The following is a 25,132-nucleotide window of genomic DNA, read 5'->3' as shown; positions in this document are numbered from 1 at the left end:
TTTTCAGGGAGCGCCCATGCACGTACTGGTTTGCGAAGACGATGAACTGATCGCCAGCGGCATCGTTGCCGGCCTCACGGCTCAAGGGCTGACTGTCGAGCACGTCAATACCGCGTCCAAGGCGCGGGCGATGCTCAAGGTTGCCGAGTTTGACGTGATGGTGCTTGATCTCGGCCTGCCCGACGAAGATGGCCTGAAACTGCTGCAGCAACTGCGCCAGCACGGTCTGGAGATTCCGGTGCTGATTCTGACCGCGCGCGATTCGGTCACTGACCGGGTCGACGGCTTGCAGGCCGGTGCCGACGATTACTTGCTCAAACCGTTCGATCTGCGTGAGCTATTCGCCCGTCTGCAAACCTTGCTGCGTCGAGTGGCCGGGCGCAGCGTCAACCTGATTGAACACGGTGCGTTGACCTACGACCCAAGCAGCCGCGAAACCATGCTGGCCGGGCAACCGGTGGATTTGTCGCGACGCGAACAATCCCTGTTGCAGGCTCTGCTGCACAATCGCGGTCGGGTGCTGTCCACCGAGCAATTGAAGGACAGCGTCTACGGTTTCAATGATGAGCTGGAGAGCAACGCGTTGAACGTGCATATCCACCACCTGCGCAGCAAACTCGGCAAAGGCATCGTCGAAACCGTGCGCGGTCTGGGTTATCGCCTGGGGCCGGCCGATGGTGGAGAACAAGGCAAGTGATGAGCCTACGACTGCGCCTGAGCCTGACTCTCGGCGCCGCGTTTGCGCTGATCTGGGCGCTGGCGGCGGCCTGGATGCTCAGCGACCTGCGCAATCAGATGATGTTTTCCCTCGATCAGCGTCTGGTAGCGTCGGCGCGCATGGTCGCCGGTTTGCTGGAGCAACTTCCGACGTTGCCGAGCAAGGGCGAAGGCACCCATTTCAGTGCCGAACAACTGAACATTCCCGGTGGCATGGCCTGCCAGGTCAGTTCCTTGCGCGGAGAAATTCTCGCACGCAGCCACAACAATCCCGAACAAGCGCTGGAAGCCGAGAAAATGGGCTTCCACGACCAGATGATCGACGGTGCGCCGTGGCGCAGTTTCACTCTCGCCCGGGGTGATGTGCGGATTACCACAGCGGATCGGCAGATCGAACGTGAAGCGCTGAACATGTCGATCCTGCTGGCGGCGTCGGTGCCGGTGGGCGTGGCGTTGCTCGGCTGCCTGTGCCTGCTGTGGCTGGGGATCGGCCAAGGGCTGGCGCCGCTTAACCGTCTGCGTGAGGCCTTGATGCGGCGCAATGCCGATTCGCTCGAACCGTTGCAATTGCAGGCGTTTCCCAGCGAATTGAAGCCGTTGCTCGATACCCAGAATCAACTGTTCCAGCGCATTGGCAAGACCATCGAGCGCGAACGTCGGCTGACCGGCGACGCCGCCCACGAGCTGCGCAGCCCGCTCACGGCGATCAAGACCCACCTGCAAGTGGCGCGCATGACCGACGGCGCCGCCCGCGATCAGTCGCTGGCCAAGGCCGAGGAGGGCGCTGATCGCCTGCATCGCACGCTTGAACAATTGCTTTTGCTGGCGCGGGTCGAGGGCAGCCTGTCGTTTGACGACGGCTCGCAGTGCAGCGCCGAGCAAGTGGCGCGGCTGGCGATTGCCGATGCCACGGGCGGCGAGCGCCTGCGAATCAAATTGAAACTGCCGGAACAGCTTTCGACAGCACCCTTGCAAATGCCGGCGGTGCTGTCGATTGCCGCGCTGCGCAATCTGCTCGACAACGCCCTGCGCCACACCCCCGACGACTGTGCGGTCGAGTTGAGTCTGGAAACCATCGGCAACCGCGTACGTTTTATTGTGCGTGACCATGGCCCGGGCATCGCTCAGGATGATCTGCAACATCTGACCCAACGCTTCTGGCGCAATGGTCAGAGTACCGGCTGCGGCTTGGGCCTGGCGATTGTTCAGGCCATCGTCCAGCGTTGCGAATGTGCCCTGCATTTCGACAGCCGCCCGGATGGGCTGCGCGTTGAGTTGACCATGCCATTGCAGGCCATTTGAAACCGCTCTCGCGGGATCTGCATGCGGCACATCAAATGTAACCTCTCTCCAATGGCTATCCGGCTGTCGTGACGTTAAGGTCACGACAGCTTTGACTCAATGGATTGAGGGAACAGCGCCATGGAAGCACCCATCTGTATTCGTCCGGCCATCCTGGCCGACGTCGGCATCATCTGTCGCATCATCGAACGTTCGATCCGCTTCGGTTGTGCGCTCGATCATCGCAACGACCCGCTTATCGTCAACGACTGGATCCGGCAGCAATCTGCCGATTTGCTCAGCGCCTGGCTTGCCGACCCGCATTTCTATCTGAATATCGCCTTGCTTGCGGACAAACCGGTCGGTGTCGGCATGGCTCAGGGCAGTGGCGACATTGTGCTCTGCTATGTACAACCGGAATCCTTTCGCCGTGGCGCGGGGCGAGCGCTGATGAACGATCTGCAAGGCTGGCTGCGGGTGCGCGGTGTGCTCCATGCCCACCTCAACAGCACACGCACTGGCGAAGCGTTCTATCGTCATCTGGGCTATCGCGAATCTGAACCACCCCTCATGCACCAAGGCTTGCAGGTCCTGCCCATGTACAAGCCACTGCCGTTATCCGGATGACGAGTCGATCAAGGGGCTAAATCCTCGCCTCGCTTATGCGTTTCCAGAACAGGAAAACCTGCAAGTGCGCCCCGCGACCGGAACGCGCACCTGTCCGGTGTGCTGTTTTGGTCACAATCCATAGCGAATTGAGGGGTCGAGAGATGTCAGTCGCCACCAGCCTTATCGAAGAGTCGCCGGCCCGGATCACCACGGTGCCAGCGGAAACGTTGTATCAGTTCAATGAATCGCCACTGCTGACCCGTCAGGCACAGCAGGAATCCAATGCCCGCAGCTATCCGCGCCGCATTCCGCTGGCGCTCAAGCGTGCCAAGGGTCTGTATGTCGAAGACGTCGAAGGGCGCACCTTTATTGACTGCCTTGCCGGTGCCGGCACGCTGGCACTGGGGCATAACCACCCGGTGGTGATCGAAGCGATCCAGCAGGTATTGGCCGATGAGTTGCCGCTGCATACGCTCGACCTGACCACCCCGGTCAAGGATCAATTTGTTCAGGATCTGTTCGGCCTGCTGCCACCGGATCTGGCGGCGCAAGCGAAGATCCAGTTCTGCGGCCCGACCGGCACTGATGCAGTGGAAGCGGCATTGAAACTGGTGCGCACTGCGACCGGGCGCAGCACGGTGCTGTCATTCTCCGGTGGTTACCACGGCATGAGCCAAGGGGCGTTGAGCCTGATGGGCAGCCTGGGGCCGAAAAAACCGCTGGGCGCGTTGCTCAGCAACGGCGTGCAGTTCATGCCGTTCCCGTATGACTATCGTTGCCCGTTCGGCCTCGGCGGCGCAGCCGGGGTGAAGGCCAACCTGAGCTACCTGGAAAACCTGCTCAACGATCCCGAGGCCGGCGTGCAATTGCCAGCAGCGGTGATCGTCGAGGCGGTGCAGGGCGAGGGCGGGGTGATTCCGGCGGATATCGAATGGCTGCGCGGCTTGCGTCGGATCACTGAGAAGGCTGGTGTGGCGCTGATTGTCGACGAAATCCAGAGCGGTTTCGCCCGTACCGGCAAGATGTTTGCCTTCGAACACGCTGGCATCATCCCGGACGTGGTAGTGCTCTCCAAAGCCATCGGCGGCAGCCTGCCGCTGGCGGTGGTGGTGTATCGCGACTGGCTCGACACCTGGCAGCCGGGCGCTCACGCCGGCACCTTCCGCGGCAACCAGATGGCGATGGCTGCAGGTTCTGCGGTGATGCGTTATCTGGTTGAGCACAAAGTGTGCGAACACGCCGCCGCCATGGGCGCGCGCTTGAGCGAGCACCTGCGCATCCTGCAGCGCGACTTCCCGCAACTGGGCGATATTCGCGGCCGTGGCTTGATGCTTGGCGTCGAACTGGTCGACCCGAACGGCGCGCCGGACGCACTCGGCCATCCACCAGCGTTTGCGCGGCTGGCACCGCTGGTGCAGCGCGAATGTCTCAAACGCGGTTTGATTCTGGAGTTGGGTGGCCGTCACGGCGCGGTGGTGCGTTTCCTTCCGCCGCTGGTGATCACCGCTGCCGAAATCGACTGCGTTGCCGAGATCTTCGGTCGTGCGTTGGCTGCTGCCATCGCCGCCGAGTAAATTTTTCGCCGCGCCGAACGTTCTTTCTACATACCCGGCTGCACCTGCCGTGCAGCCCCCCCTACAACGATGGAGAACCAGCATGACGTCAGTATTCGACCGCGAGGACATCCTCTTTCAGGTCGTGGTCAACCACGAAGAGCAGTACTCGATCTGGCCGGATTACAAGGCCGTGCCAGAAGGCTGGCGCACCGTGGGCAAGAGCGGCCTGAAAAAGGAATGCCTGGCCTACATCGAGGAAGTCTGGACTGACATGCGCCCGCTGAGCCTGCGCCAGAAAATGGAAGGGCAGGCTGCGGTTCAATAAGCTTCCGGCCAAAAAGAAACCCGCTGGACTGGAGACAGTCAGCGGGTTTTTTCATGTCCGGAACATGCGTTGTCTTTGCGGGCCTCATCGCCAGCAGGCTGGCTCCCACATGGGATCACCTAACCCCTGTAGGAGTGAGCCTGCTCGCGATGAACGATAACGCGGTGTAACTGAACTTACGCCCCACTCAACCCCTTGAGCAGCAGATCCACATTCCCCTCAAGCTCCGCCACCGGATCTTCGGCATCAGTGCTCAACACCACCAGCTGACTACCGGACTCGGCGATCGCCGCTTTCACCGCGTCTGACGGTTGTCGGTGATGCAGCACCACCGCCACGTCATTGTCCTTGAGCGCCGCCGTCAATTGCTTCAAATCCTCCGGCGTCCACTCTGTATCAGGACGTGGATCCTGCCCGATCAGCTCCAGATTCAGGCTACCGATCAGATAGCCGAAGTGATCGCTCAAGCTCATCACACTCAGATTGTCTGCATTGGCCAGACGCGCCTCGCTGTCGGCGCTGAGTTTGAGCAGGCGCTGTTTCAACGCCGCCAGGTTCGCTTCGATCTTCGGCTTGGCGGTCGGTGCCAGACGCACCAGATCCGCTGCCATCACGTCTGCCATGCGCCCCATGTTGTTGCTCGCCAGCCATGGCTGGCTGTTCAGTCCATCGACTTTCAACCCCGGTTGCACGGCAATACCGGGCAGGGCACCGTCGACCGGGCGTGCGGCATCGACCTCAACAATACGGATGTTGCTGCGACGGGCGATCGGGTACAGCGGGTCATCGGCCCACAGCGAGCGCACGCCGATGACCGCGTCGGCATTACTCGCCAGTTTGTCCAGCGCCGGAGCGCCGCGACCCGTGAAGTATGCGGTCTGGCGGCTGCCCGGCAAGTTCGCCGGCGCCGCGCGTTCCAGGTTGATATCGGTGCCTTTGAGCAATGCTTCGCCCAAGCCGTAGGTGATCGGTAGCGAGGCCAGCACCCGCAAGGGCTTGGCGCTTTCGGCGGCCATCAATGGGCTGCAGACCACGCCGCACAGCGCCATGCTCAGGGTCAGTTTTCTCAGTGAAAAAGCCATTTATCCAAGGTTCCCTTTCAGACTGGGTACGACACCGCGCGCGATGGCGGCGAGGGCGAACGCAATGCCGGCGACCAGAATGATCGCGGCGCCTGACGGGATCGGCAGATCGAAGACGATCGGCGCAAGAATCCCGCACAAGGTGCTGACGGTGGCAATCAGTACCGAACACCAGAAGAAGCCCTTGAGCGACTGGCTGAGCAAACGCGCCGCCGCCGCCGGAATCACCAGCAGGGCACCGACCAGAATCGCGCCGATGACTTTCACCGCCGCCACGGTGATCAGCGTCACCAGAATCACGAACAAATAATCGAGGGTCTTCACCGCCACCCCGCGTACCGCCGCCAGTTGCGGATTGAAGCTGGCCAGCATGATGCGGTTGTACAGCGGCAGCGCGAGGGCCATGACCAGCGAACCGACGATGGCCAGCACCGCCAGATCATTGCCGTTGACGGTCAGCACCGAACCGAACAGCACGTTTTCCAGAATGTGTACGTTGATTTTACCGGCCAGGATCAGCAGCAGGCTCGCACCCAGCGCCAGGGATACCGAGAGGAACACGCCGATCAAGGTGTCAGGCGCCAGACCCGTGCGGTTGCGCAGGTAGTTGAGCAGAATGCCGAACAGCAGGCAGTAACCGAACAGGCTGCCATACGGCCCGGTGTAGGGTTCGCCGAGCAGGATGCCGATGGCCACGCCGGTTAGCGCTGCGTGGCCGACTGCTTCGGAGAAAAACGCAAAGCGCTTGACCACCACCAGCGTGCCGAGGCCGCCGAGCACCGGGCCGATCAACAGACCGGCGAGCAGCGCATTGACCACAAAACCATAGGCCAGCGCTTCGGGCAGGTAACCCGACGAGGCCCAGCCCTGAACCATCAAACGAAAGGCTTCGTAACTCATCAGAGAGCGCTCCGTGGATGGGTCGAAAACAGCGTCAGCAGACGCTCCGGGGTCAGCGCCTGTTGCGGTGTGGCATCGAACAGCACGCGACGGTTGAGACCGGTGACGCGATCGGCCAGACGTCCGACCGCCTCCAGATCATGTTCGATCCACAACACGGTGATGCCCGCCGCGCGCCAGTCCCCGAGCAGGCGTTCGAACACCTGAATCCCGGCCTCGTCGAGCGCCGACATCGGCTCATCCAGCACCAGCAGTTGCGGCGCCGGGATGAGCCCTTGGGCGAGCAGGACCCGCTGACGCTCACCGCCGGACAGAGCGCCCATGCGTCGCTTGCGCTTGTCTTGCATGCCGACCCGTTCCAGCGCCTCACCGATGGCGCCAGCGTAGTGTTTGCTCAAGCCGAGAAACGCCGGGCGGCGCTGGCACATGGCGGCCATGAAATCGTCGACCGTCATTGGCAAGCCGCGGTCGAATTCCAGCGCTTGCGGCACGTAGCCAATAGTGCCGGGCTCGCCGGGCCATTGCAGGCTCAACTGGCCTTGATGCGGCATTTGGCCGAGCAAGGTCTTGATCAGCGAACTCTTGCCACCACCGTTGGGGCCGACCAGCGCATGCACGCTGCCGGGGTGTACCTGGAAGGTGACCTTGTCGAGAATGGTGGTGCGCCCGAGGGTCAGGCTGACATCAGCAAAATCGAGAGTCGGCCCGCAAACCTGTGGGAGCGAGCTTGCTCGCGAAGGTGTCGTGTCAGTCAACGGATGCGTTGAGTGTTCAACCGCATTCGCGAGCAGGCTCGCTCCCACAGGGGTTTCGGACTGGTCAGAGAAGGTTTCTTTGGAGGTCATGCCCCTGACTCCTGAATCGCCCGCACCACGGTGTTGAGGTTGCCGGTCATTTCCTTTTCGTACTTGTCGGCGGTGTATTCGCCGTAGGAAATGTGCGACAGCGGGTACAGCTTCACACCGGACTCACGCTGAATGGTGTCGACGTAAGAGGACGGGAAGTCCATTTCCGAGAAGATCACCTTCACGTCCAGTTCGCGCAGTTGGTCGATGGTCTTCTTCAACTGGCTCGGGCTCGGCTCGATACCGTGGGCCGGTTCGACCACGGCCGTCACTTCCAGACCGAATTCGCGCAGCAGGTAGTCGTAAGCCGCGTGAACGGTGGCGACGCGCAGTTCGGCGTTCGGTGCCTGGGTCAGCTTGGCCAGCGCGTCGGCGCGCATCTGCCGCAGACGTTTGCCGTAGGCGCGGGCGTTCTGGGTGTAAGTCTTGGCGTTGTCCGGGTCGAGTTTGCCCAGTTCCCGGGCGATGTTGTTGACCTGGGCAATCGAAGCACTGATCGACAGGAACGTGTGCGGGTTGACCACTTTGCCGGCACCGCGCGCGGCAACCCCGGTGGCGGCCAGCAGCGGCACGTTTTCGTTGGCTTCGATGGTCTTGATGTTCGGTGTTTCGCTGGCGGCGATCATGCGGTCAGCGAAGTCGTCATGGCCGACACCGTTGAGCACGATCACGTCCAGGCCGCTGATACGTTTGATGTCCTCGGCCCGTGGCTCGTAAGCGTGCGGGTTGAAACCGGCCGGAATCAGCGGCACGACCTCGGCCTTGTCGCCGACGATGTTCGCCACGTAGCTGTAATAAGGATGCAAGGTAATGCCGATGCGCAGGCGTTTGGCCTGATCGGCACTGGCCAGTGGGCTCAACAGACAGGCACACAGGCCCAGTAGAAACAGGCGCAACAACGGACGGCGTGGCGATGAAATAGACATGGGCAAACGGTCTTCTCTCGGGTGAGTGCGAGGAATCAATGGCGATGTTCGCGGGTAACCCCGGCATCGTATTGCGCGACGATCTGTTTCCAGCCGGCGGCGGACAGGACCGCGTCGGTCAGCGCTTGAGGCGCCTTGAGTTCGGCTTGGCGGTTGAGCCATATATCTGGCGCCGCTTTGGCATCGGCATCGACGCGCATCAGAAACGAACCGGCGACGGCAGGCGTCTGGCTGTGACCGAAATAGGCGCTGTCGGCCTGCATTTGCCAGACGTGACCGCCACGACTGACGGAACTGGCGTCCTGAGCAAACGGAGCGAAACCTTCATCCGCCAGGTTTTGCGGGGTTGGCAGGGTTTTCTGCTCTTCACGCAGCAACTGGATTTCGTCCAGCGTCACCCGCAGGTCGGCATAGATGCCTTGCTCGGCGGCGCTAAGGTCACGCCGGGCATCGAACTGGTTGCTGGCGACCGGCTCCGGTTCATGGGAAACCCCGCGCCAGGCCACCGCGGAACCGGCCAGCGCGAGGATCAGCAGACACAACAACAGGACGTTGAGGGTTTCGTGGCCGGCACCTGCCGGGCGCACGATTTGTGTGGTGGGCGTACTCATGGGGCTTCGATATCCGCTTGGTCGATTTCGACTACATGGCCGGGGCCCGCGTCGAACAGCACGTAGAACTCGGCGCCGGGTTTCTTGAAGGTCAGGGTGGAGTCACTACCGAGCTTGCCGGGCACCAGAATGGTTTCGTCGTAGCCAATCACGTCGAGGGTCACGCCCGGGGCGCCGCTGCCGTCGGAAAAACCGCCGGTGCATTGGATCTGCTCGTCGTCGATGGCTTTGCATTCACACATCGGGTTATGCGCCAGAGCGCTGGCGCTGAAACCGGCGAACAGCACCAGCAGCGCGGCGCTCAGCCGCAGGCGGGAAGGGCGAGAGCAGCTCATGGTTTGGCTCCTTGTGTGTTCAGCCAGGCAAGGGTGGCGGGAGAGGCCTGGCTCAGGGGAATCGAGGCCTGATGCATGCTGCCGTCCCAGCCTTCCATGGTGATCCACAGTTCGGCATCGGCTTTGGTTTTTTCCGGGACTGGCAGTTGGGCACCCATGCGGTAAGGGGTGCCGAAGAAAATCACCCCGGCGGCGCGCAGACTGCGGGGTTTGCCGATGCGCAGATAAGTCGCCTTGACCTTGTCGACGCAAGCGTCACACAGGGCGGCGTTGAAGCCTTTCAGATAACCGGCCGGGCCGCCGCGCGGCGCTTCATCGCGCAACTCGGCGAGGCGCAGGCTCCAGGGGCCGACCTGAATTTCGCCGACTTCCCGTTCACCGAGACCAGTATCGCCGCGGAACAGGGCGGCATCGGCGAAGTATTTGGGCATGAAGCCCAGCGGAATCAGCAGCAACAGCACGTTGATGTGAAACCGCCATTTGTGCCAGAACAGACTCAGGCGTGAGGGTTGAGCGGCAGCAGTGGATTTGCTCACAGGTTGGCCTCCGACACTTCACGATTCATGGCCGGTCGGGGCAGGACACGATTCTTTTTACTTTCCCGCTTGAGTGCGTTGGCGGTCGCCAGGGCGGTGCGTTTGGTCCAGATCAACAGGCCGCTGAGCACCATCATGCTCAGCAGCAGGCCGAAGAAAAACCAGATCAGCTTGATCCACAATCCGCCAAAGTCCCCGGTATGCAGCGGGCGCATGGATTCGGTGACGAATTCCAGTGAGGAACGATCGGACAACAACCGCGAAGCCGCCATGTCACCGTTGTACGGATTGATCTTGGCGGTCTGGAACATCAGCGGATACCAGCCCCGGCCACCGACACTCATATGGCTGTAGGCATTGCCCGGCAGGCTGACGAAACTGACCTCCAGGCCGGGGATCTTCTGCTGGGCGATTTCAATGGCGTGATCCAGGCTTATTCGCGTGGGCGGTGAGCCGTCCGGCGAAAGCGGTACAGCCTCACGGGCCATTGCCGGGATGATCGGTTCGCTGGAAATGGAAATCTGGTTATCCGACAGCAACGCCTGAATCAGGAACCAGGTGCCGGTGATGGAAATCACCGCAATGAACCAGATCGACCAGATACCGCTGAGACGGTGGAAGTCTCCCCAGAAAATCCGCGCGCCGTGGCGAAAGCGCAGGGTCGGGTTAAAGAAACCTTTCCAGAAGCGTTTATAAACCACCAGACCAGTGATCAGCGAAACCAGCAAAGGCAGGCCGAGGAACGACACCAGATACCAGCCCCAACTGAAACCGTTGGTGAACGGCACGAGCCACCAGCCATGCAATGCACGGGTGAACGCCTTGAAATTGAAGGTCGGTGCCGTGCCCTGGATCACCCCGGTGTAAGGGTTGACGTAGACCGTCAGCGAACGACCGTCCGGGTAGCTGACCTCTACGTCCAGGGCAAAGTGTGATTCGTCGGGGCGGCTGATGCTTTCGACCACGGTCTGTGGTTCGGCTTTCTTGATCGCCGCGAGCACCTGATCGTAGCTGAGCAGCGGTGCATCGTCCGACGGCTGACTGGCGCGCATCTGCGGATTGGCGAGCCAGACGATCTCCTGGCTGACCACCGCCAACGTCCCGGTCACGCAGACGATCAGGACGAAAAACCAGATGGGTAACGCGAGCCAGCTATGTACCAGGAACCACAGTTTGGAGCGGGATTTCTTCGACATGATTACGCGTCTTGATTTCGGTGGAAGGGAGCACGGCTACGGGCTTCGCAGCACGGTATTCCCCGAAAGGCGTTCGTGGCTTTTGCCTACGCGAACGGCCTGCATCTCTATAGGACGGATGAGCGAGGTAAATCCCGATGATCGATATGAAAGCAAATGTTTCGCAATTCGCATCTGCACCACTGACCCTTGTGGGAGATCAAACACGATTCATGAATGACGCCATCACCTTCCGCCAATTGATGCCCGCCACCCGCTCCCTATGATGGAAATCACCCGGATTGCCTCAGTGAGCGCCTTTGATGACCCCCAGAACCCTCTACGACAAACACATCGATTCACACACGGTGTGCCGCCTCGACGATCAGGGCCACGTGCTGCTGTATATCGATCGTCAGGTGATCAATGAGTACACCAGCCCGCAGGCTTTCAGCGGTTTGCGCGATGCCGGACGTGACGTCTGGCGCCCGGGCACGGCGCTGGCGGTGGTCGATCACGTCAACCCGACTGCGCCTGTGCGAGTGGCGGCAATGGCTGATGAGGGCGGCGCGCGGCAAGTGTCGTATCTGGCGGAAAACTGCCGGGACTTCGGCATCGAGCTGCTGGATATCCTCGATAAGCGCCAGGGCATCGAACATGTCATCGCTCCCGAGCAAGGCTTTATTCTGCCGGGCATGGTGATCGCTGCCGGCGACAGCCACACCACCACCTATGGCGCACTCGGCGCCTTCGGTTTCGGCATTGGTACCTCGGAAATCGAGCATCTGCTGGCTTCGCAGACCCTGGTCTACAAACGCCTGAAAAGCCTGCGCGTGACCGTTGATGGCGAACTGGCCCCGGGGCTGACCTCAAAAGACGTGATCATGGCGCTGATCGGCCGGATCGGCGCGTCCGGGGCCACCGGCTTCGCCATCGAGTTTTGCGGTTCGACCATCGACGCTCTGAGCGTTGAAGCGCGGATGACCATCTGCAACATGGCGGTCGAAGCCGGTGCGCGCGGCGCATTCATGGCGCCGGACGACAAGGTCTTCGCCTACCTCAAAGGCAAACCCCGGGCGCCCGCAGGTGAGCTGTGGGAGCGCGGACTGACAGCGTGGCGTGAATTGCGCAGCGATCCGGGCGCGGTGTTCGACCGGGAAGTTCATCTCGACGCCAGCCTGCTCGAACCGATGGTCACTTGGGGCACCAGCCCGGATCAGGCCGCCGCCATTGGTGCGCGAGTGCCGGATCCACAGGACATCAACGACCCGATCCTGCGTCAGGGCATGCGCCGCGCCCTCAAATACATGGGCCTGGAAGCGGGCATGGCGCTCAGCGATATCGTCATCAGCCATGCGTTTATCGGCTCATGCACCAACGCGCGGATCGAGGATTTGCGTGATGCCGCCAGCGTCGTGCGCGGGCAACGTGTGGCTGGGCATGTGCGGGCGATGATCGTGCCCGGCTCCAGCGAAGTCCGCGCCCAAGCCGAGGCCGAAGGTTTGGCGCAGACCTTTATCGATGCCGGTTTTGAGTGGCGCCAGTCGGGCTGCTCGATGTGCCTGGCGATGAACGACGACGTACTCGCTCCCGGTGACCGCTGCGCTTCGAGCACTAATCGCAATTTCGAGGGCCGTCAGGGCGCCGGCGCGCGCACCCATCTGATGAGCCCGGCAATGGTCGCCGCCGCTGCGATCAGAGGGCGACTCACCGACATCCGCCACTTTGGAGAACGCTCATGAGCCTGCAACCCTTCACTCAGGTCAGCGGCCAGGCCGCGCCGTTGCTGGCGGCCAACGTCGATACTGACGTGATCATGCCTAAACAGTTTCTCAAGGGTATCGATCGTCAGGGACTGGATCGCGGCTTGTTTTTCGATCTGCGGTTTCTGCCCGATGGCACGCCAAATCCCGAATTCGTGTTGAACAAGCCAGCCTGGCAAGGGGCGAGTTTCCTTGTGGTCGGGCCGAATTTCGGCTGCGGTTCCAGCCGTGAGCATGCGGTGTGGGGCTTGCAGCAGATGAACATCCGCGCGCTGATCGGCAGCAGTTTTGCCGGGATCTTTTATGACAATTGCCAGCGCAACGGGGTGTTGTTGATCACGCTGGAAGAGGCGCAGGTGCAGCGGATCGGGCAGCTTGTCGGCCAGCCTGACAGCGCGCGGATCAGTGTTGATCTGGAGGCACAGCAGATTGAATTGGCGGATGGCTCGGTGATTGATTTTCAGATTGATACGTTGCGCAAGACCGCGCTGTTGCTGGGGCTGGATGCGATCGGCAGCACGTTGCAGCGGCGCGAGCAGATCAAGGCGTTCGAGCGCGAGCATCTAGCTAACAACCCTTGGCTGTCCTGATACACCTCTGACCCTGTAGGCGTGAGCCTGCTCGCGATAGCGGCCATTCAGTCAATGATGATGTTGGCTGACACTGTGCAATCGCGAGCAGGCTCACTCCTACATTGGTTTTGTGGTGTTTGAACTACAGGGACAGATCCCGGAAATGCACCTGCAAAAACTCCACACACGCGCGCAATTTCCCCGAATGCGCCAACCGCGTCGGGTACACCGCCCAGACGTTGGCGCTCTGACTGTAATCGTCCAGCACCTGCACCAACCGTCCCTCATCCAGCAACGGCTTCACGTCCCACAATGAGCGCAGCAACATCCCACGACCATCCAGCGCCCATTGCAGGACGATCTCGCCATTGTTCGACGACAACGGCCCGCTGACCCGCACGCTTTCCTGCGTGCCGTCACGATGCAGATCCCAGATGCCGAACGCGTTGTCGCGCTCCTTGATCACCAGGCAATCGTGCTGCTGCAAATCATCTAGTGTCTGGGGCGTACCACGTCGTCGCAGATAGTCCGGTGCGGCACACAACACCCGTCGGTTGCTGGCCAGACGGCGAGCGATGTGCTGGCCGGGAATGTCATCACCCACGCGGATCTCCAGATCGAAACCCTCATTGACGATGTCCACCCCCCGGTCAAACAAATCGAGGCGAATCTCCAGTTGCGGGTAACGCTCGGCCAGCAACGACACTGCAGGCGCGACGTGATTGCGGCCGAAACCGAAACTGCTGCAGATGTGCAGACGCCCACGCGGGCTATCATGGGCGTCGGAAAGTTCGTCGTGCAGTTGCTGGAAGTCATCGAGAATGCGCAACGCCCAGCGCTGCACCCTTTCGCCGTCCTCGGTCAGAGACACGCGGCGACTGGTGCGGTGCAACAGGCGCGTGCCGAGGGTGGTTTCGAGAATCTGGATGCGCTTGCTGACGTAAGCCGGGGAAAGGCCCAACTCATCCGCCGCAGCGGCGAAGCCGTTCTTGCGGATCACGGTGAGCAGCACGCGCAGGTCTTCGGGCAGGGGCACGGTGTCTTTCTTCTGGGTCATGGCAAAACGAGCACTTGCGGCACAAGCCGCCAGCATAGCATCGGCACTTGCAGGCTCGGTTCAGCGCAGAAAATCCAGCGCTTCGGCAAGCAATAGCTCGGGGATTTCTTCGGCGATGTAATGGCCGGCAGGCAAGGGTTGGCCGCTAACGTTGGCGGCCACCTGCTGCCATTCCTTGAGCGGATCGAAGCAGCGCCCGACTGTGCCCTCGGCGCCCCACAAAACCCGCAGTGGCAGGTGCAGATGGCGCTGCGCAGCAATGTCGGCGCGATCATGTTCCAGATCGATGCCGGCGCTGGCGCGGTAGTCCTCGCAGATACCGCGAGCGCTGCCCGGCTGCTGCAAGCAGCGCAGGTATTCGCCGAACGCTTCGTCGGTAAACGGCTTGAGTCCGGCACTGCGACTGCCCATCACGCTGCGCAGGTAAGACTCGGGATCGGCCTCGATCAGGGTTTCCGGCAGCGGCGACGGGCGAATCAAGAAGAACCAGTGCCAGTAGGCGCGGGCGAAGGCTTCGTTGGTTTGTGCGTACATCGACAGGGTCGGGGCGATGTCCAGCAGCATCATGCGTTGCACGGCGGCGGGGTGGTCGAGCGCCAGGCGATGGGCGACCCGGGCGCCGCGGTCGTGGGCAAGGACCGAGAACTGCTCGAAGCCCAGCGCCTGCATCAGTTCGATGTTGTCCCGGGCCATTTCGCGTTTTGAATAGTTGAGGTGCAACTCGTCGGCGGCCGGGCGCCCGCTATCGCCATAACCGCGCAGATCGGCGGCGACCACGGTGAAGTGCTCGGCCAGTTGTTCGGCAATCTTGTGCCAGATCACATGGGTCTGCGGGTGACCGTGCAACAGCAACAGGCCCGGGCCGCTACCGCCGAGACGATAGGCAATGTCGACGCCGTTGACGTGACGCTGGTTTTTGAGGAATCCGGCAAACATCGGGCTGATCCTTTTTCAGGGTTTTATAGATGCATCCTGAAATTGTCCGGGGGTTGGGGCAAGGGGCAAAGCGTGAGGGGCGGGTTCATGAAGTGTGTTGTCAGTGATGGCCTCATCGCGGGCAAGCTCGCTCCCACAGAGATATGAGGGGTGACAGCTATTTATGCCACCCCGCAAAACACTGTGGGAGCGGGCTTGCTCGCGAAGAGGCCAGTGATAACACTCCAAAGCTCAACCTTGTTGAAACATCTCCATCGCCCGCTGCTTGATCTGCTCCTCGGTCAGATCCTCCTTGTGCGTGGCCAGAAACCACAGATGCCCATACGGATCCTTCAACGTCCCGCTGCGATCACCGTAAAACTGATCCTTGACCTCGGACACCACCGTCGCGCCGGCATCTAGCGCCCGTTGGAATGATTTATCGACATCGGTCACGTATAGATGCAAACCGACTGATACAGCTTTGTCGGGATTGCTCAATGGCCCCTGATCGCACGGCGAGCCGAGCATGATTGCGCTGTCGCCAATGCGCAGTTCCGCGTGGCCGATGCCGCCGTCGGGCATGGCCAGGCGCATGACTTCGGTGGCGCCGAAGGCTTTCTTATAGAAATCGATGGCCTCAGCAGCCTTTTGGATGCCGAGATACGGGGTAATGCTGTGATACCCCTCCGGGATAGGTTTGACGCTCATGACGTTCTCCCTGATTGTTGTTCTACGAGGTGTAACTTCACCGGATTACCGGAAAAACCACTATAGGGCTGTCTTCGCGGCCAGGATTTTCGCCCGACGAGCAGCACCCATCATCAGTCCTGGATAAAGTGTGGCCCCGGCCCCTGTTCGCCCAACACGTCACCCTGATTGCGCAACGGGCAGGCCTCCATCGACAAACAGCCACAACCGATGCAGCCCGTGAGCCGGTCGCGCAGCAGTGTCAATTGATTGATCCGCTCATCCAGCTCCCGACGCCACTGCTCAGACAGAATCTTCCAGTCTGCTGCCGTCGGTGCGCGATCATCCGGAAGATTTTTCAGTGCCTCACCGATCTCTGCCAGAGGAATCCCCAGACGCTGCGCAACTTTGATCAACGCCACCCGGCGCAGCACGGTTCGTGGATAACGGCGTTGATTGCCGGCATTGCGCTGGCTCTTGATCAAGCCTTTGGATTCATAAAAATGCAGCGCGGTGACCGCAACGCCGCTGCGCGCCGCAACCTCGCCGACGGTTAGCTGCTTGTGCACAGTCTCTTTGGTGATCATTTGAAGATAGCTCTTGACCTTGACTTAACTAGAGGTTTTACCCTGCGCTTCGTCGAGTCGCAAGATTCGCCTTACAGCCAAGTGGGGACTTTTCATGCAAGCATCAGCGAAAAACCGCAGCTTCACACAATTGATCGAATTCGAGATCGAGCCACGGCAGCAACCGGCGCTGGTCTCGGCGCTGTCGGTGCAGACCGAGCGTCTGGCCCAGCGCTACGGAGGTTTCGTCAGCGCGAGTGTGCAAGCCAGCGACGATGGCCGGCGGGTATTGAGCTTTCTGCAATGGCAGAGCCGCGAGGCGGGGGAGGCCGCATTCAGCAGTTTCGAAAGCGGCGAGCAGGATTTCTGGCAGTTGATCCGCACCCATCAGGCGAAAACCGTGACATTTAACTCGTTTCAGGTATTGAGCAGCATCGCCCGCAGTCACGACGATGCACTGCACTGCAAACTGGTGAGTTAGATGGACAACTGGATCAGCTGCTTAGAACGTTTATCGATCTTTATAGATATCTAAGAGATAGGCGCAGTCATTGCTGATTCACTGATAGCCACTATTGAAAGCGTTGATTTCTGCGCGAGCGTACCGGGGCGTAGCCTTTCTCCATCGACCCCCACCGCTCGCCAGGACGCTCCCATGAATCGTTTACTGACTGTTTCTCTGCTGCTCGCTGTCTCCGTACTTGCCGGTTGTGCTTCTCACAACTCTCCAGAGCTGCGCCCCTACACCGAAGAAGAATCTCGGGAGTTGGCGATGGAAGCGCTGAACCGCAGCGGTTTGTCCTTTGACGAATACCACGCTAAGAAAGCTCAGTTGCTCGGCCAGTCGCAGTTCGACAAGAAGGCTGAAATGAGCGCGGAACGTGCCGTACAGCTGCACGGTCGGCCAAGCTGAAAACAAACTGTACTGCTAGAAGTTTTACCCAACTGTCCGTGGGTTTACCGGCCTGCGTGGGATAGGGTCTACACCTGAATGACCCTGACGGATTTGCCCACGATGACCCTCTCGCTTGATCTATTGTTGGGCTTTGCCCTGTTTGCTCTTGTCACCTCGATAACGCCGGGGCCAAACAACACCATGTTGCTGGCATCGGGCGTGAACTTCGGCTTTAACCGCACCATCCCGCACATGCTGGGCATTACCTGTGGCTTTTTTGTCCTGGTGGTGGCGGTGGGTTTTGGCCTGGGCGCGGTGTTTCAGACCTATCCGATTCTTTATACGATTCTGCGTTATGTCGGCGCGGCGTATCTGTTGTATCTGGCGTGGAAAATTGCTCACTCGGGACCGGTCGGTGACAACGTTCAAGGCGAAGCCAAACCGATCAGCTACCTCGGCGCAGCAGCGTTCCAGTGGGTCAATCCCAAAGCGTGGATCATGGCCATCGGTGCCATCAGCACGTACACGCCGATGCAGGGTTACTTCACCAATGTGCTGGTGATCGCTGCCGTGTTCGCCATCATCAATCTGCCGAGCGTCGGCGTCTGGGCGGCGTGCGGCACGCTCCTGCGCAATGTGCTGAAGGACCCGCGCTGGTTGCGCGTGTTCAACTGGGGCATGGCGGCGTTGCTGGTGGTTTCCCTGTACCCGTTACTTCTCGAAAGCTTTAGCTGACGCATTGCTTCAACCGCCGGCCCGATGCCTGTTAAGCTCGGCTTCAGGAGCGTTCCTACGCACTTTTAAATGAAGTTGTTCTTCTTTAACGGCATCCGATCAGGTATTGATGACGCTCTCGAACCGACGCGCAGCTCACAAGGCTGCGCTGTGCCGTTTGCAGATACGAGCCTCCTGATCCCGGAACACGCTCTGCGAGTCTTTTATGAACACACGTCCGTTGTATTTCGATTACGCCGCCACTACTCCGGTGGACGAGCGGGTCATCCAGGTGATGATCGAATGTCTGGGGTTTCACGGTAATTTCGGCAATCCGGCTTCCAGCTCCCATGCTTTTGGCCAGCAGGCCCGGCAAACGGTTGAGCAGGCCCGCCGACAAGTCGCCGAACTGGTCGGCGCGCAAGCCGAACAGATCGTCTGGACTTCCGGTGCTACCGAGTCCAATAACCTTGCTCTCAAAGGTGTAGCCCAAGCGCGCGGCGTGTCCGGCGGGCACATCATTACCAGCCAGATCGAACACAAAGCCATCCTCGATACCGCCCGTCAATTGCAGGACGCTGGCGTTGCCGTGACTTATCTGGTGCCGGACGCCGACGGCCTGATTACCCCGCAAGCGGTCAGCGAAGCGATGCGTGATGACACCTTTCTGGTGTCGCTGATGCTGGTTAACAACGAACTCGGCACCGTCAACGACATCCCTGCCATCGGTGAAGTCGTTCGCGGTCGCGAGGTGTTGTTCCATGTCGATGCGGCTCAGGGCGCGGGCAAAGTGGCAATCGATCTGACGCAATGGCCGGTCGATCTGATGTCTTTCTCGGCGCATAAACTCTACGGCCCCAAAGGCATCGGCGCGCTGTACGTCGGCCCGCGTGCGCAACAGCGCGTCCAAGCGCAGATACATGGTGGCGGGCATGAGAGCGGGTTGCGCTCCGGCACACTGGCGACGCATCAGATCGCCGCGATGGGTGCGGCATTCGCCTTGGCCGCTGCCGAATTAGATGAAGAGAAAAACTCCATCGTCGCTTTGCGTGAACGCTTGCTCGAACAACTTTTGAGCCTGCCGGGCGTGCGCCTCAACGGCAGTGCCACGCAACGCATTCCGCATACCTTGAGCCTGACCTTCAGCGAAGGCGAGTTCAATAGTGCGGCGCTTAGCCATTCAATCGCATTCTCCGCGACCTCGGCTTGCAATTCCGCGAGTAACGCGCCATCCCACGTGCTGTTGGCACTGGGACATGACACAAGGCTGGCCGGGCGTACGATTCGCCTGAGTCTCGGCCGTTTCACCACCGCTGAAGATATCGACAAGGCTTTTGAACTGATCAAGACCGCCTGCACCAGTGCTCCGGCATTCTGGGCGACAGGGCTTTAAACGCGCCGACCTGATGGCGACGAACAATAACGATGAAGTGATTGGCAGGAGACATGATGAGTACCCAGACTTTGACCGAGGGATCGGTTCCCCAGCGCCTTGCGCACACCCGTGAACTGATGCGCCGCGAAGGCATTCATGCGCTGTTGGTGCCTTCCGCCGACCCGCATCTGTCGGAATATCTGCCGGGGTACTGGCAAGGCCGCCAGTGGCTGTCGGGTTTCCATGGTTCGGTCGGGACTTTGATTGTCACCCACGATTTCGCCGGCGTTTGGGCCGACAGTCGTTACTGGGAACAGGCGACCAAGGAACTCAATGGCAGCGGCATCGAGCTGGTCAAGCTGCAACCCGGTCAGCCAAGCCCGCTGGACTGGCTAGCCGAGCAGACACCTGAAGGTGGCGTGGTTGCGGTCGATGGCGCAGTGATGGCAGTGGCCTCTGCGCGCACACTGGGCAGTAAACTTGAAGCGCGCGGTGCCCGTCTGCGTACCGATATCGATCTGTTGACGGAAGTCTGGAGCGACCGGCCGACGCTGCCGAATGCACCGATCTATCAGCATCTGCCGCCACAAGCGACCGTCAGCCGTGGCGAGAAACTCGCCAAACTGCGGGAAACCTTGCAGGAACGCGGCGCCGATTGGCACTTCATCGCCACCCTCGACGATATCGCGTGGCTGTTCAACCTGCGTGGCGGCGATGTGTCGTTCAACCCAGTGTTTGTTTCCTTCGCCTTGATCAATCAGCAGCAGGCCACCTTGTTTGTCGCGCTGAGCAAGATCGATGCGCAGTTGCGTGCAGTACTGGAACACGATGGCGTGACGCTGCGTGATTACAGCGAAGTGTCCGACGCCTTGCGCGCCGTGCCGAGTGGCGCGAGCCTGTTGGTGGATCCGGCGCGCGTCACCAGCGGTCTGCTGGATAACCTCGACAGCGGTGTGAAATTGGTCGAAGGCTTGAACCCGACGACACTGGCCAAGTCGCAAAAAAGTGAAGCCGACGCCGCGCACATCCGTAAAGCGATGGAGCAGGACGGCGCAGCGCTGTGCGAATTCTTCGCCTGGCTGGAGTCGGCCTGGGGCCGCGAGCGCATTACCGAACTGACCATCGACGAGAAGCTCACCGCTGCCCGTGAACGTCGTCCGGATTACGTTTCGCTGAGTTTCAACACTATCGCGGCATTCAACGCCAATGGCGCGATGCCGCACTATCACGCCACTGAAGAAGAACACGCGGTGATCGAAGGCGACGGCCTGTTGCTGATCGATTCCGGCGGTCAGTATCTCGGCGGCACAACCGACATCACGCGGATGGTGCCGGTCGGTACGCCAACCGAAGAGCAGAAGCGCGATTGCACGCGCGTGTTGAAAGGCGTGATTGCGCTGTCGCGGGCACAGTTTCCGAAAGGCATTCTATCGCCGTTGCTGGATGCCATCGCTCGCGCGCCGATCTGGGCTGAAAGCGTCGACTACGGTCACGGCACCGGTCACGGCGTCGGTTATTTCCTCAATGTTCACGAAGGCCCACAGGTCATTGCCTATCAGGCAGCGCCGGCGCCGCAAACCGCGATGCAACCGGGCATGATCACTTCCATCGAGCCTGGTACTTATCGTCCGGGCCGTTGGGGCGTGCGTATCGAGAACCTGGCGATGAACCAAGTGGCGGAGAGTAGCGAGTTCGGCGAGTTTCTCAAGTTTGAAACCTTGACCCTGTGCCCTATTGACACGCGCTGCCTGGTGCCAGCGTTGCTGACTCAGGACGAGAAACAGTGGTTCAACGCTTACCACGCGCAGGTGCGTGAACGTTTGAGTCCGTTGCTCGACGGTGCTGCCCTGGAATGGCTGAACGCGCGTACTGCGGCCATTTGATGGGTTGGCACTCAGGCGCCGAAGTCCGCGCTTGAGTGCCGGGATCAATCTAGGTCAAGGCTTCTTCGACGAAGTCCAGGCGATCCTGCCCGAAGAACATCTGGTTGCCGACAAACATTGTTGGGGCACCGAAAACGCCACGTTTAACCGCGGTTTCGGTGTTCACCTTCAGTGCAGCCTTCACGGTTTCATCGTTGGTCAACGCCAGGACTTCATCGGGATCGAACCCATGTTCGATCAATACGCCAGCAACGATTACCGGGTCGTTGAGGTTTGCGCCTTCCACCCACAATGCAGCGAACAGGCAATCGATAAACGCCTCAAAGCGTTCCGGCTGGCGTAGCTGTATGCCAGTGACGGCGCGCATCAACAGCAGCGTGTTGATCGGGAAGTGCGGGTTGAACTTGAGGGACACGCCATAGCGTTTGGCGTAGCGATCCAGATCCTGAAACATATAGCGACCCTTGGCCGGAATCATTGCCGGCGATGCATTGCCAGTCGCCTTGAATACACCACCGAGCAACATCGGAATGTATGTCAGCTCGCTATTGGTATCAGCGCAGATCTTTGGCAGCTGGGTGTAGGCCAGATACGTCGCAGGGCTGCCGAGGTCAAAATAGAATTCCACGGTTTTCGTCATTGTCGCTGCTCTCTATTTATTGTTTTGGGCGGTGGGTTCACCAGCGTTCGTTCCAGGGACGCAGATCCAGCTCAAAGGTCCAGGCATCACGTGGCTGACTGTGCAAATACCAATAGTTTTCGGCGATGTGTTCGGGGTTGAGAATACCGTCCTGATCCTTGGTGGCGTATTTCTCAGGGAAGCTGTTGCGGATGAAGTCGGTATCAATGGCTCCATCGACTACCACATGGGCGACGTGGATGTTCATAGGGCCAAGTTCCCGCGCCATGCTTTGCGCCAGTGCGCGAATGCCGTGTTTAGCTCCGGCGAACGCGGCGAAACCTGATGCACCGCGAAGTCCGGCAGTGGCACCGGTGAACAGAATCGTACCGCGCTGACGGGTGACCATGCGTTTGGCTACTTCACGGGCATTGAGGAAGCCGGAGAAACAGGCCATTTCCCAGATCTTGAAATACTTGCGCGCGGTTTCTTCGAGGATGCTGCAGGGCACGTTGGCGCCGATGTTGAATACAAAGGCTTCGATTGGACCGAGGCGGGTTTCGATGTCTTCAATCAGAGCGATTACGTCTTCTTCTTTGCGCGCATCGCAGGCAAAACCATGAGCTTCGCCGCCCTCAGCCTCAATGGCCTCCACCAGCGGCTGCAATTTGTCGGCGCTGCGCCGTGTAACACAGGCGATGAATCCTTCCTTGGCAAAGCGCTTGGCAATGGCTCCGCCAGTTGCATCGCCTGCACCGACAACCAATACGACCTTCTTGTTATTCATGGGTAGACCCCTTTAGTAAACGATCGTTAAGTGAACGAACGTTATGCTAGGATCCGGTTAACGTCAAGGCGGTCAATTCGAGGGCAAACACATGCGTTACTCCGCCAGTCACAAGCTGGAAACCCGGGAGAAATTATTGCAGAGCAGTGCGCTGTCGGCGAAGCGATCCGGGTTTTCCACGGTCGGTGTCGATGGTTTGATGAAGGCTATTGGCCTGAGTGGCGCGGCGTTTTACAGCCACTTTTCGTCGAAAGATGCGCTGTTCATTGCCATCGTCGAGAGAGAGTTGGGGCAAAGCATGGAGCGATTGGGTGGGCAAAGCGAGCCGGATCGCGAGCGGCTGCAACGCTGCCTCAGACACTATTTGAGCATGGCTCATGTTGAACAACCCGAATCTGGCTGTGCTTTGCCTGCGTTAGGCGCGGAAATCGCTCGTTCGGATATTCAGGTGCGCGAGCAGGCAGAGCTGTGGATCTGCCGGCTCCAGGAGAGTTGGGCGCGGATACTTGAGAGTGACAGTCTGGCATGGTCGGTTCTGTCGCAGTGCGTGGGGGCACTGGTGGTGGCGCGCATGTTGGCCAGCCCGGACATTCAGAGAACAGTGCTGAAGTCCAGCCATGACGAGATTTGTCGCCAGATCACCAGGCAGCCCTGACCTATTTACAGATGACGATCATGCTGCGGCTGGTATAGCCCGCAGGATTGAGGCCGAATGGATAGTCGCCAGGCTCCTCCACGGAATCCCCCGATTTGGCGATAACTTTGTAGCCTTTCGGAGCGCAGGAGCTGGCTGCGCTGTTATAGCACTGGTCCCAGGAGGACGAGAGCCCCGAGCAGTTGATGTGCAGCCCTTTTTTGCCGTGCTTTACCTGGGTTTTCGAGGTCGCCGCGCAACCCGCGATTGCGAGTACGGCGATCAATATCAAAATTCGTTTCATTCCCGTCCTTATAGCGGCCACGAGTCTGACGCTCGGGTCTGCCTGTATTCGCCTGCGCTCAAAGCGTTTTGAAATCCCTGTCCGAAAAAATCCATGTCTGGCATTGGGTTACGAGCCTAAACATGGCCTATATGAACGCCAATTGCCAGACCTTCGTTAAATCCTGTTTCAATCTGCCGCGATGGCAGGCTTGGCGGCACTGCCCATGGTCATGGTCGCGCCAACGGAAGCCAGAATAATGCACAGGATCGCCATCCATTGTGACAGCGTGAGGTATTCCTGCAGAAACAGCAGGCCCGACAATGCTCCGAACGCGGGTTCGATGCTCATCAACGTACCGAAAGTGCGCGCGGGCATGCGGGTTAGCGCGACCATCTCCAGTGTGTAGGGGAGGGCAGTGGACAGGATCGCGACGCCAATCGCGATTGGAATCAGTGATGGCGTCAGTAGCGCAGCGCCAGCATGCACGATGCCTATGGGGGCTACAAACAATGCCGCAATCATCACGCCTAACGCTGCGGTCGTGACGCCGTTGTCAGCGCCGGCCTTCTGGCCGAACAGAATGTAAAGTGCCCAGCAGACTCCGGCACCCAGGGCGTAGCTTGCACCGATCAAATCGATTCCGGCAGTGGTTGCTCCCGTCGGTATCAACAGCATGAGTCCGGCGGCGGCCAGGCCGATCCATAGAAAGTCGATGGCGCGACGGGATGCATATATAGCTACAGCGAGCGGGCCAGTGAATTCGAGAGCAACAGCTATGCCCAGCGGCACTGTGCGCAATGACATATAGAAGAGGAAGTTCATGCCGCCCAGCGCCATGCCGTAGACAATCACTGTGCGCAACGACTTGGATGTCAGCTTCGCGCGCCACGGACGCAGCAGTAACAACATGATCACGCTGGCGAAGATCAGACGCAGAGTGGTGGTTCCTTGAGCGCCCACTACGGGGAACATGCTTTTGGCCAGGGATGCGCCGGACTGGATCGACGCCATGGCTATTAATAGCAGGCCAACCGGGAACAGCATGGAGGCAAGAGAGCGAGGTTGGTCATTCATTGCGCGGCATCGTCCGAAATAAGAGCAGAGTATTGTTTTGGCTATTGGGCAATATACTGCGCAATCGCGCCTATGCCGTCTATATATAAGCTGGGTTTTCAGCTGTTTCGATGAAAAGTAAAATTAACGGTTGACGGCAGATTCTGGAAGTCTATAATTCGCCCCACTTCCGGCGCAGTCGAAACGGAAAACTCCTTGAGATTCAATGAGTTATGCGGTTTTCGGCAGCGGGTTGCTTCAGTTCGTCGAAGCCTGGAAGGAGTTGAAAGAGCGGTGATGTTTGGCTCTTTTAACGGTTCGATCTTCTCGGTCGAAAGCGGAGAAAAAGAGGTGTTGACAACAGCGAGTAACGCTGTAGAATTCGCCTCCCGCTAACGAGAGATCGGAAGCGCAAGTGGTTGAAG

At 59.9% G+C, this 25,132-nt stretch carries 29 protein-coding genes; 13 read left to right on the top strand and 16 right to left on the bottom strand.

Annotation, left to right across the window (positions count from 1 at the left end):
• Positions 1-16: 16 nt before the first annotated feature.
• From IAI51_RS16995 to IAI51_RS16975, 5 genes are all read left to right on the top strand, one after another.
• On the top strand, positions 17-697 hold the full coding sequence (locus tag IAI51_RS16995) for a response regulator (protein ID WP_187679529.1): 681 nt from the start codon (positions 17-19) through the stop codon (positions 695-697).
• Positions 697-2,019, top strand: coding sequence for an ATP-binding protein (locus IAI51_RS16990; protein ID WP_187679528.1), 1,323 nt, complete (start codon positions 697-699; stop codon positions 2,017-2,019). Before IAI51_RS16995 ends, IAI51_RS16990 begins: the two co-directional genes overlap by 1 nt.
• A 120-nt stretch (positions 2,020-2,139) precedes the next feature.
• Positions 2,140-2,625 (top strand): GNAT family N-acetyltransferase, encoded by a 486-nt coding sequence (locus IAI51_RS16985; RefSeq protein ID WP_187679527.1) that lies wholly within the window; start codon positions 2,140-2,142, stop codon positions 2,623-2,625.
• A 143-nt stretch (positions 2,626-2,768) separates the two neighbouring features.
• On the top strand, positions 2,769-4,181 hold the full coding sequence (locus tag IAI51_RS16980) for an aspartate aminotransferase family protein (RefSeq protein WP_187679526.1): 1,413 nt from the start codon (positions 2,769-2,771) through the stop codon (positions 4,179-4,181).
• Between the two features lie 82 nt (positions 4,182-4,263).
• Positions 4,264-4,488, top strand: coding sequence for an MbtH family protein (locus IAI51_RS16975; protein WP_187679525.1), 225 nt, complete (start codon positions 4,264-4,266; stop codon positions 4,486-4,488).
• Between the two features lie 176 nt (positions 4,489-4,664).
• Here IAI51_RS16975 and IAI51_RS16970 read toward each other — a convergent pair whose 3' ends face one another.
• From IAI51_RS16970 to IAI51_RS16935, 8 genes are read right to left on the bottom strand one after another with little or no spacing between them, the layout of a single operon-like run.
• Positions 4,665-5,570: a metal ABC transporter substrate-binding protein gene (locus IAI51_RS16970; protein ID WP_187679524.1), complete on the bottom strand. Its 906-nt coding sequence runs from the start codon at positions 5,568-5,570 to the stop codon at positions 4,665-4,667.
• On the bottom strand, positions 5,571-6,470 hold the full coding sequence (locus IAI51_RS16965) for a metal ABC transporter permease (RefSeq protein WP_007917717.1): 900 nt from the start codon (positions 6,468-6,470) through the stop codon (positions 5,571-5,573). It abuts the gene before it with no gap.
• Positions 6,470-7,315 carry a metal ABC transporter ATP-binding protein gene (locus IAI51_RS16960; RefSeq protein WP_262410359.1) on the bottom strand — a complete coding sequence of 282 codons (846 nt, stop codon included), beginning with the start codon at positions 7,313-7,315 and terminating at the stop codon, positions 6,470-6,472. The genes IAI51_RS16965 and IAI51_RS16960 overlap by 1 nt, the downstream gene beginning before the upstream one ends.
• Positions 7,312-8,241 carry a metal ABC transporter substrate-binding protein gene (locus IAI51_RS16955; protein WP_187679523.1) on the bottom strand — a complete coding sequence of 310 codons (930 nt, stop codon included), beginning with the start codon at positions 8,239-8,241 and terminating at the stop codon, positions 7,312-7,314. Before IAI51_RS16955 ends, IAI51_RS16960 begins: the two co-directional genes overlap by 4 nt.
• A 35-nt stretch (positions 8,242-8,276) precedes the next feature.
• Positions 8,277-8,852, bottom strand: coding sequence for a DUF6162 family protein (locus tag IAI51_RS16950; RefSeq protein ID WP_187679522.1), 576 nt, complete (start codon positions 8,850-8,852; stop codon positions 8,277-8,279).
• Complete coding sequence (locus IAI51_RS16945) at positions 8,849-9,187, bottom strand: hypothetical protein (protein WP_187679521.1); 339 nt, start codon at positions 9,185-9,187, stop codon at positions 8,849-8,851. Before IAI51_RS16945 ends, IAI51_RS16950 begins: the two co-directional genes overlap by 4 nt.
• A complete protein-coding gene (locus IAI51_RS16940) occupies positions 9,184-9,723 on the bottom strand; it encodes a thiamine pyrophosphate-binding protein (RefSeq protein ID WP_187679520.1) in 540 nt (179 codons plus the stop codon). The genes IAI51_RS16945 and IAI51_RS16940 overlap by 4 nt, the downstream gene beginning before the upstream one ends.
• Positions 9,720-10,919 carry a PepSY-associated TM helix domain-containing protein gene (locus tag IAI51_RS16935; protein WP_187679519.1) on the bottom strand — a complete coding sequence of 400 codons (1,200 nt, stop codon included), beginning with the start codon at positions 10,917-10,919 and terminating at the stop codon, positions 9,720-9,722. The genes IAI51_RS16940 and IAI51_RS16935 overlap by 4 nt, the downstream gene beginning before the upstream one ends.
• Positions 10,920-11,221: 302 nt before the next feature.
• Between IAI51_RS16935 and leuC the strand changes: the two genes are divergently transcribed.
• Positions 11,222-12,640 carry a 3-isopropylmalate dehydratase large subunit gene (gene leuC, locus IAI51_RS16930; protein ID WP_187679518.1) on the top strand — a complete coding sequence of 473 codons (1,419 nt, stop codon included), beginning with the start codon at positions 11,222-11,224 and terminating at the stop codon, positions 12,638-12,640.
• Complete coding sequence (gene leuD, locus IAI51_RS16925; protein WP_187679517.1) at positions 12,637-13,251, top strand: 3-isopropylmalate dehydratase small subunit; 615 nt, start codon at positions 12,637-12,639, stop codon at positions 13,249-13,251. Before leuC ends, leuD begins: the two co-directional genes overlap by 4 nt.
• A 124-nt stretch (positions 13,252-13,375) precedes the next feature.
• Here the strand turns inward: leuD and IAI51_RS16920 are convergent, their stop codons facing one another.
• From IAI51_RS16920 to soxR, 4 genes are all read right to left on the bottom strand, one after another.
• Positions 13,376-14,326 carry a LysR substrate-binding domain-containing protein gene (locus IAI51_RS16920; RefSeq protein ID WP_187679516.1) on the bottom strand — a complete coding sequence of 317 codons (951 nt, stop codon included), beginning with the start codon at positions 14,324-14,326 and terminating at the stop codon, positions 13,376-13,378.
• Between the two features lie 24 nt (positions 14,327-14,350).
• Positions 14,351-15,226, bottom strand: coding sequence for an alpha/beta fold hydrolase (locus tag IAI51_RS16915; RefSeq protein ID WP_187679515.1), 876 nt, complete (start codon positions 15,224-15,226; stop codon positions 14,351-14,353).
• A gap of 231 nt (positions 15,227-15,457) precedes the next feature.
• A complete protein-coding gene (locus IAI51_RS16910; RefSeq protein WP_187679514.1) occupies positions 15,458-15,916 on the bottom strand; it encodes a VOC family protein in 459 nt (152 codons plus the stop codon).
• Between the two features lie 113 nt (positions 15,917-16,029).
• On the bottom strand, positions 16,030-16,482 hold the full coding sequence (soxR, locus tag IAI51_RS16905; protein ID WP_187679513.1) for a redox-sensitive transcriptional activator SoxR: 453 nt from the start codon (positions 16,480-16,482) through the stop codon (positions 16,030-16,032).
• A gap of 94 nt (positions 16,483-16,576) precedes the next feature.
• Here soxR and IAI51_RS16900 point away from each other — a divergent pair, with 94 nt between their 5' ends.
• The 5 genes from IAI51_RS16900 to IAI51_RS16880 all read left to right on the top strand — a co-directional run bounded on the left by IAI51_RS16900 (position 16,577) and on the right by IAI51_RS16880 (position 21,328).
• Positions 16,577-16,942, top strand: coding sequence for an antibiotic biosynthesis monooxygenase (locus IAI51_RS16900; protein WP_187679512.1), 366 nt, complete (start codon positions 16,577-16,579; stop codon positions 16,940-16,942).
• Positions 16,943-17,116: 174 nt separating this feature from the next.
• Complete coding sequence (locus IAI51_RS16895; protein ID WP_187679511.1) at positions 17,117-17,374, top strand: hypothetical protein; 258 nt, start codon at positions 17,117-17,119, stop codon at positions 17,372-17,374.
• Positions 17,375-17,476: 102 nt separating this feature from the next.
• A complete protein-coding gene (locus IAI51_RS16890) occupies positions 17,477-18,091 on the top strand; it encodes a LysE family translocator (RefSeq protein ID WP_187679510.1) in 615 nt (204 codons plus the stop codon).
• Between the two features lie 205 nt (positions 18,092-18,296).
• Positions 18,297-19,463 carry an aminotransferase class V-fold PLP-dependent enzyme gene (locus IAI51_RS16885; RefSeq protein ID WP_187679509.1) on the top strand — a complete coding sequence of 389 codons (1,167 nt, stop codon included), beginning with the start codon at positions 18,297-18,299 and terminating at the stop codon, positions 19,461-19,463.
• Positions 19,464-19,519: 56 nt separating this feature from the next.
• Positions 19,520-21,328: an aminopeptidase P family protein gene (locus IAI51_RS16880; RefSeq protein ID WP_187679508.1), complete on the top strand. Its 1,809-nt coding sequence runs from the start codon at positions 19,520-19,522 to the stop codon at positions 21,326-21,328.
• A gap of 49 nt (positions 21,329-21,377) precedes the next feature.
• Here the strand turns inward: IAI51_RS16880 and IAI51_RS16875 are convergent, their stop codons facing one another.
• A complete protein-coding gene (locus IAI51_RS16875; RefSeq protein WP_187679507.1) occupies positions 21,378-21,968 on the bottom strand; it encodes a 2-hydroxychromene-2-carboxylate isomerase in 591 nt (196 codons plus the stop codon).
• A 37-nt stretch (positions 21,969-22,005) separates the two neighbouring features.
• On the bottom strand, positions 22,006-22,734 hold the full coding sequence (locus tag IAI51_RS16870; RefSeq protein ID WP_187679506.1) for an SDR family oxidoreductase: 729 nt from the start codon (positions 22,732-22,734) through the stop codon (positions 22,006-22,008).
• Between the two features lie 91 nt (positions 22,735-22,825).
• On the opposite strand from IAI51_RS16870, the gene IAI51_RS16865 reads away from it, so the two are divergent.
• Positions 22,826-23,389 carry a TetR/AcrR family transcriptional regulator gene (locus IAI51_RS16865; RefSeq protein WP_187679505.1) on the top strand — a complete coding sequence of 188 codons (564 nt, stop codon included), beginning with the start codon at positions 22,826-22,828 and terminating at the stop codon, positions 23,387-23,389.
• 1 nt (position 23,390) lies between these two features.
• Here IAI51_RS16865 and IAI51_RS16860 read toward each other — a convergent pair whose 3' ends face one another.
• Both IAI51_RS16860 and rhtA read right to left on the bottom strand, forming a co-directional pair.
• Positions 23,391-23,672, bottom strand: coding sequence for a hypothetical protein (locus IAI51_RS16860; protein ID WP_187679504.1), 282 nt, complete (start codon positions 23,670-23,672; stop codon positions 23,391-23,393).
• A gap of 168 nt (positions 23,673-23,840) precedes the next feature.
• The gene (gene rhtA / locus IAI51_RS16855; protein ID WP_187679503.1) at positions 23,841-24,728 is read right to left on the bottom strand and encodes a threonine/homoserine exporter RhtA; all 888 of its coding nucleotides are present in this window, start codon (positions 24,726-24,728) and stop codon (positions 23,841-23,843) included.
• Positions 24,729-25,132 lie beyond the last annotated feature (404 nt).

This window comes from Pseudomonas sp. N40(2020), assembly GCF_014472415.1.
Classification (GTDB): Bacteria; Pseudomonadota; Gammaproteobacteria; order Pseudomonadales; family Pseudomonadaceae; genus Aquipseudomonas.
The sequence above is the reverse complement of the archived record's forward strand: the minus strand, read 5'-3'. Positions and strand labels throughout refer to the sequence as shown.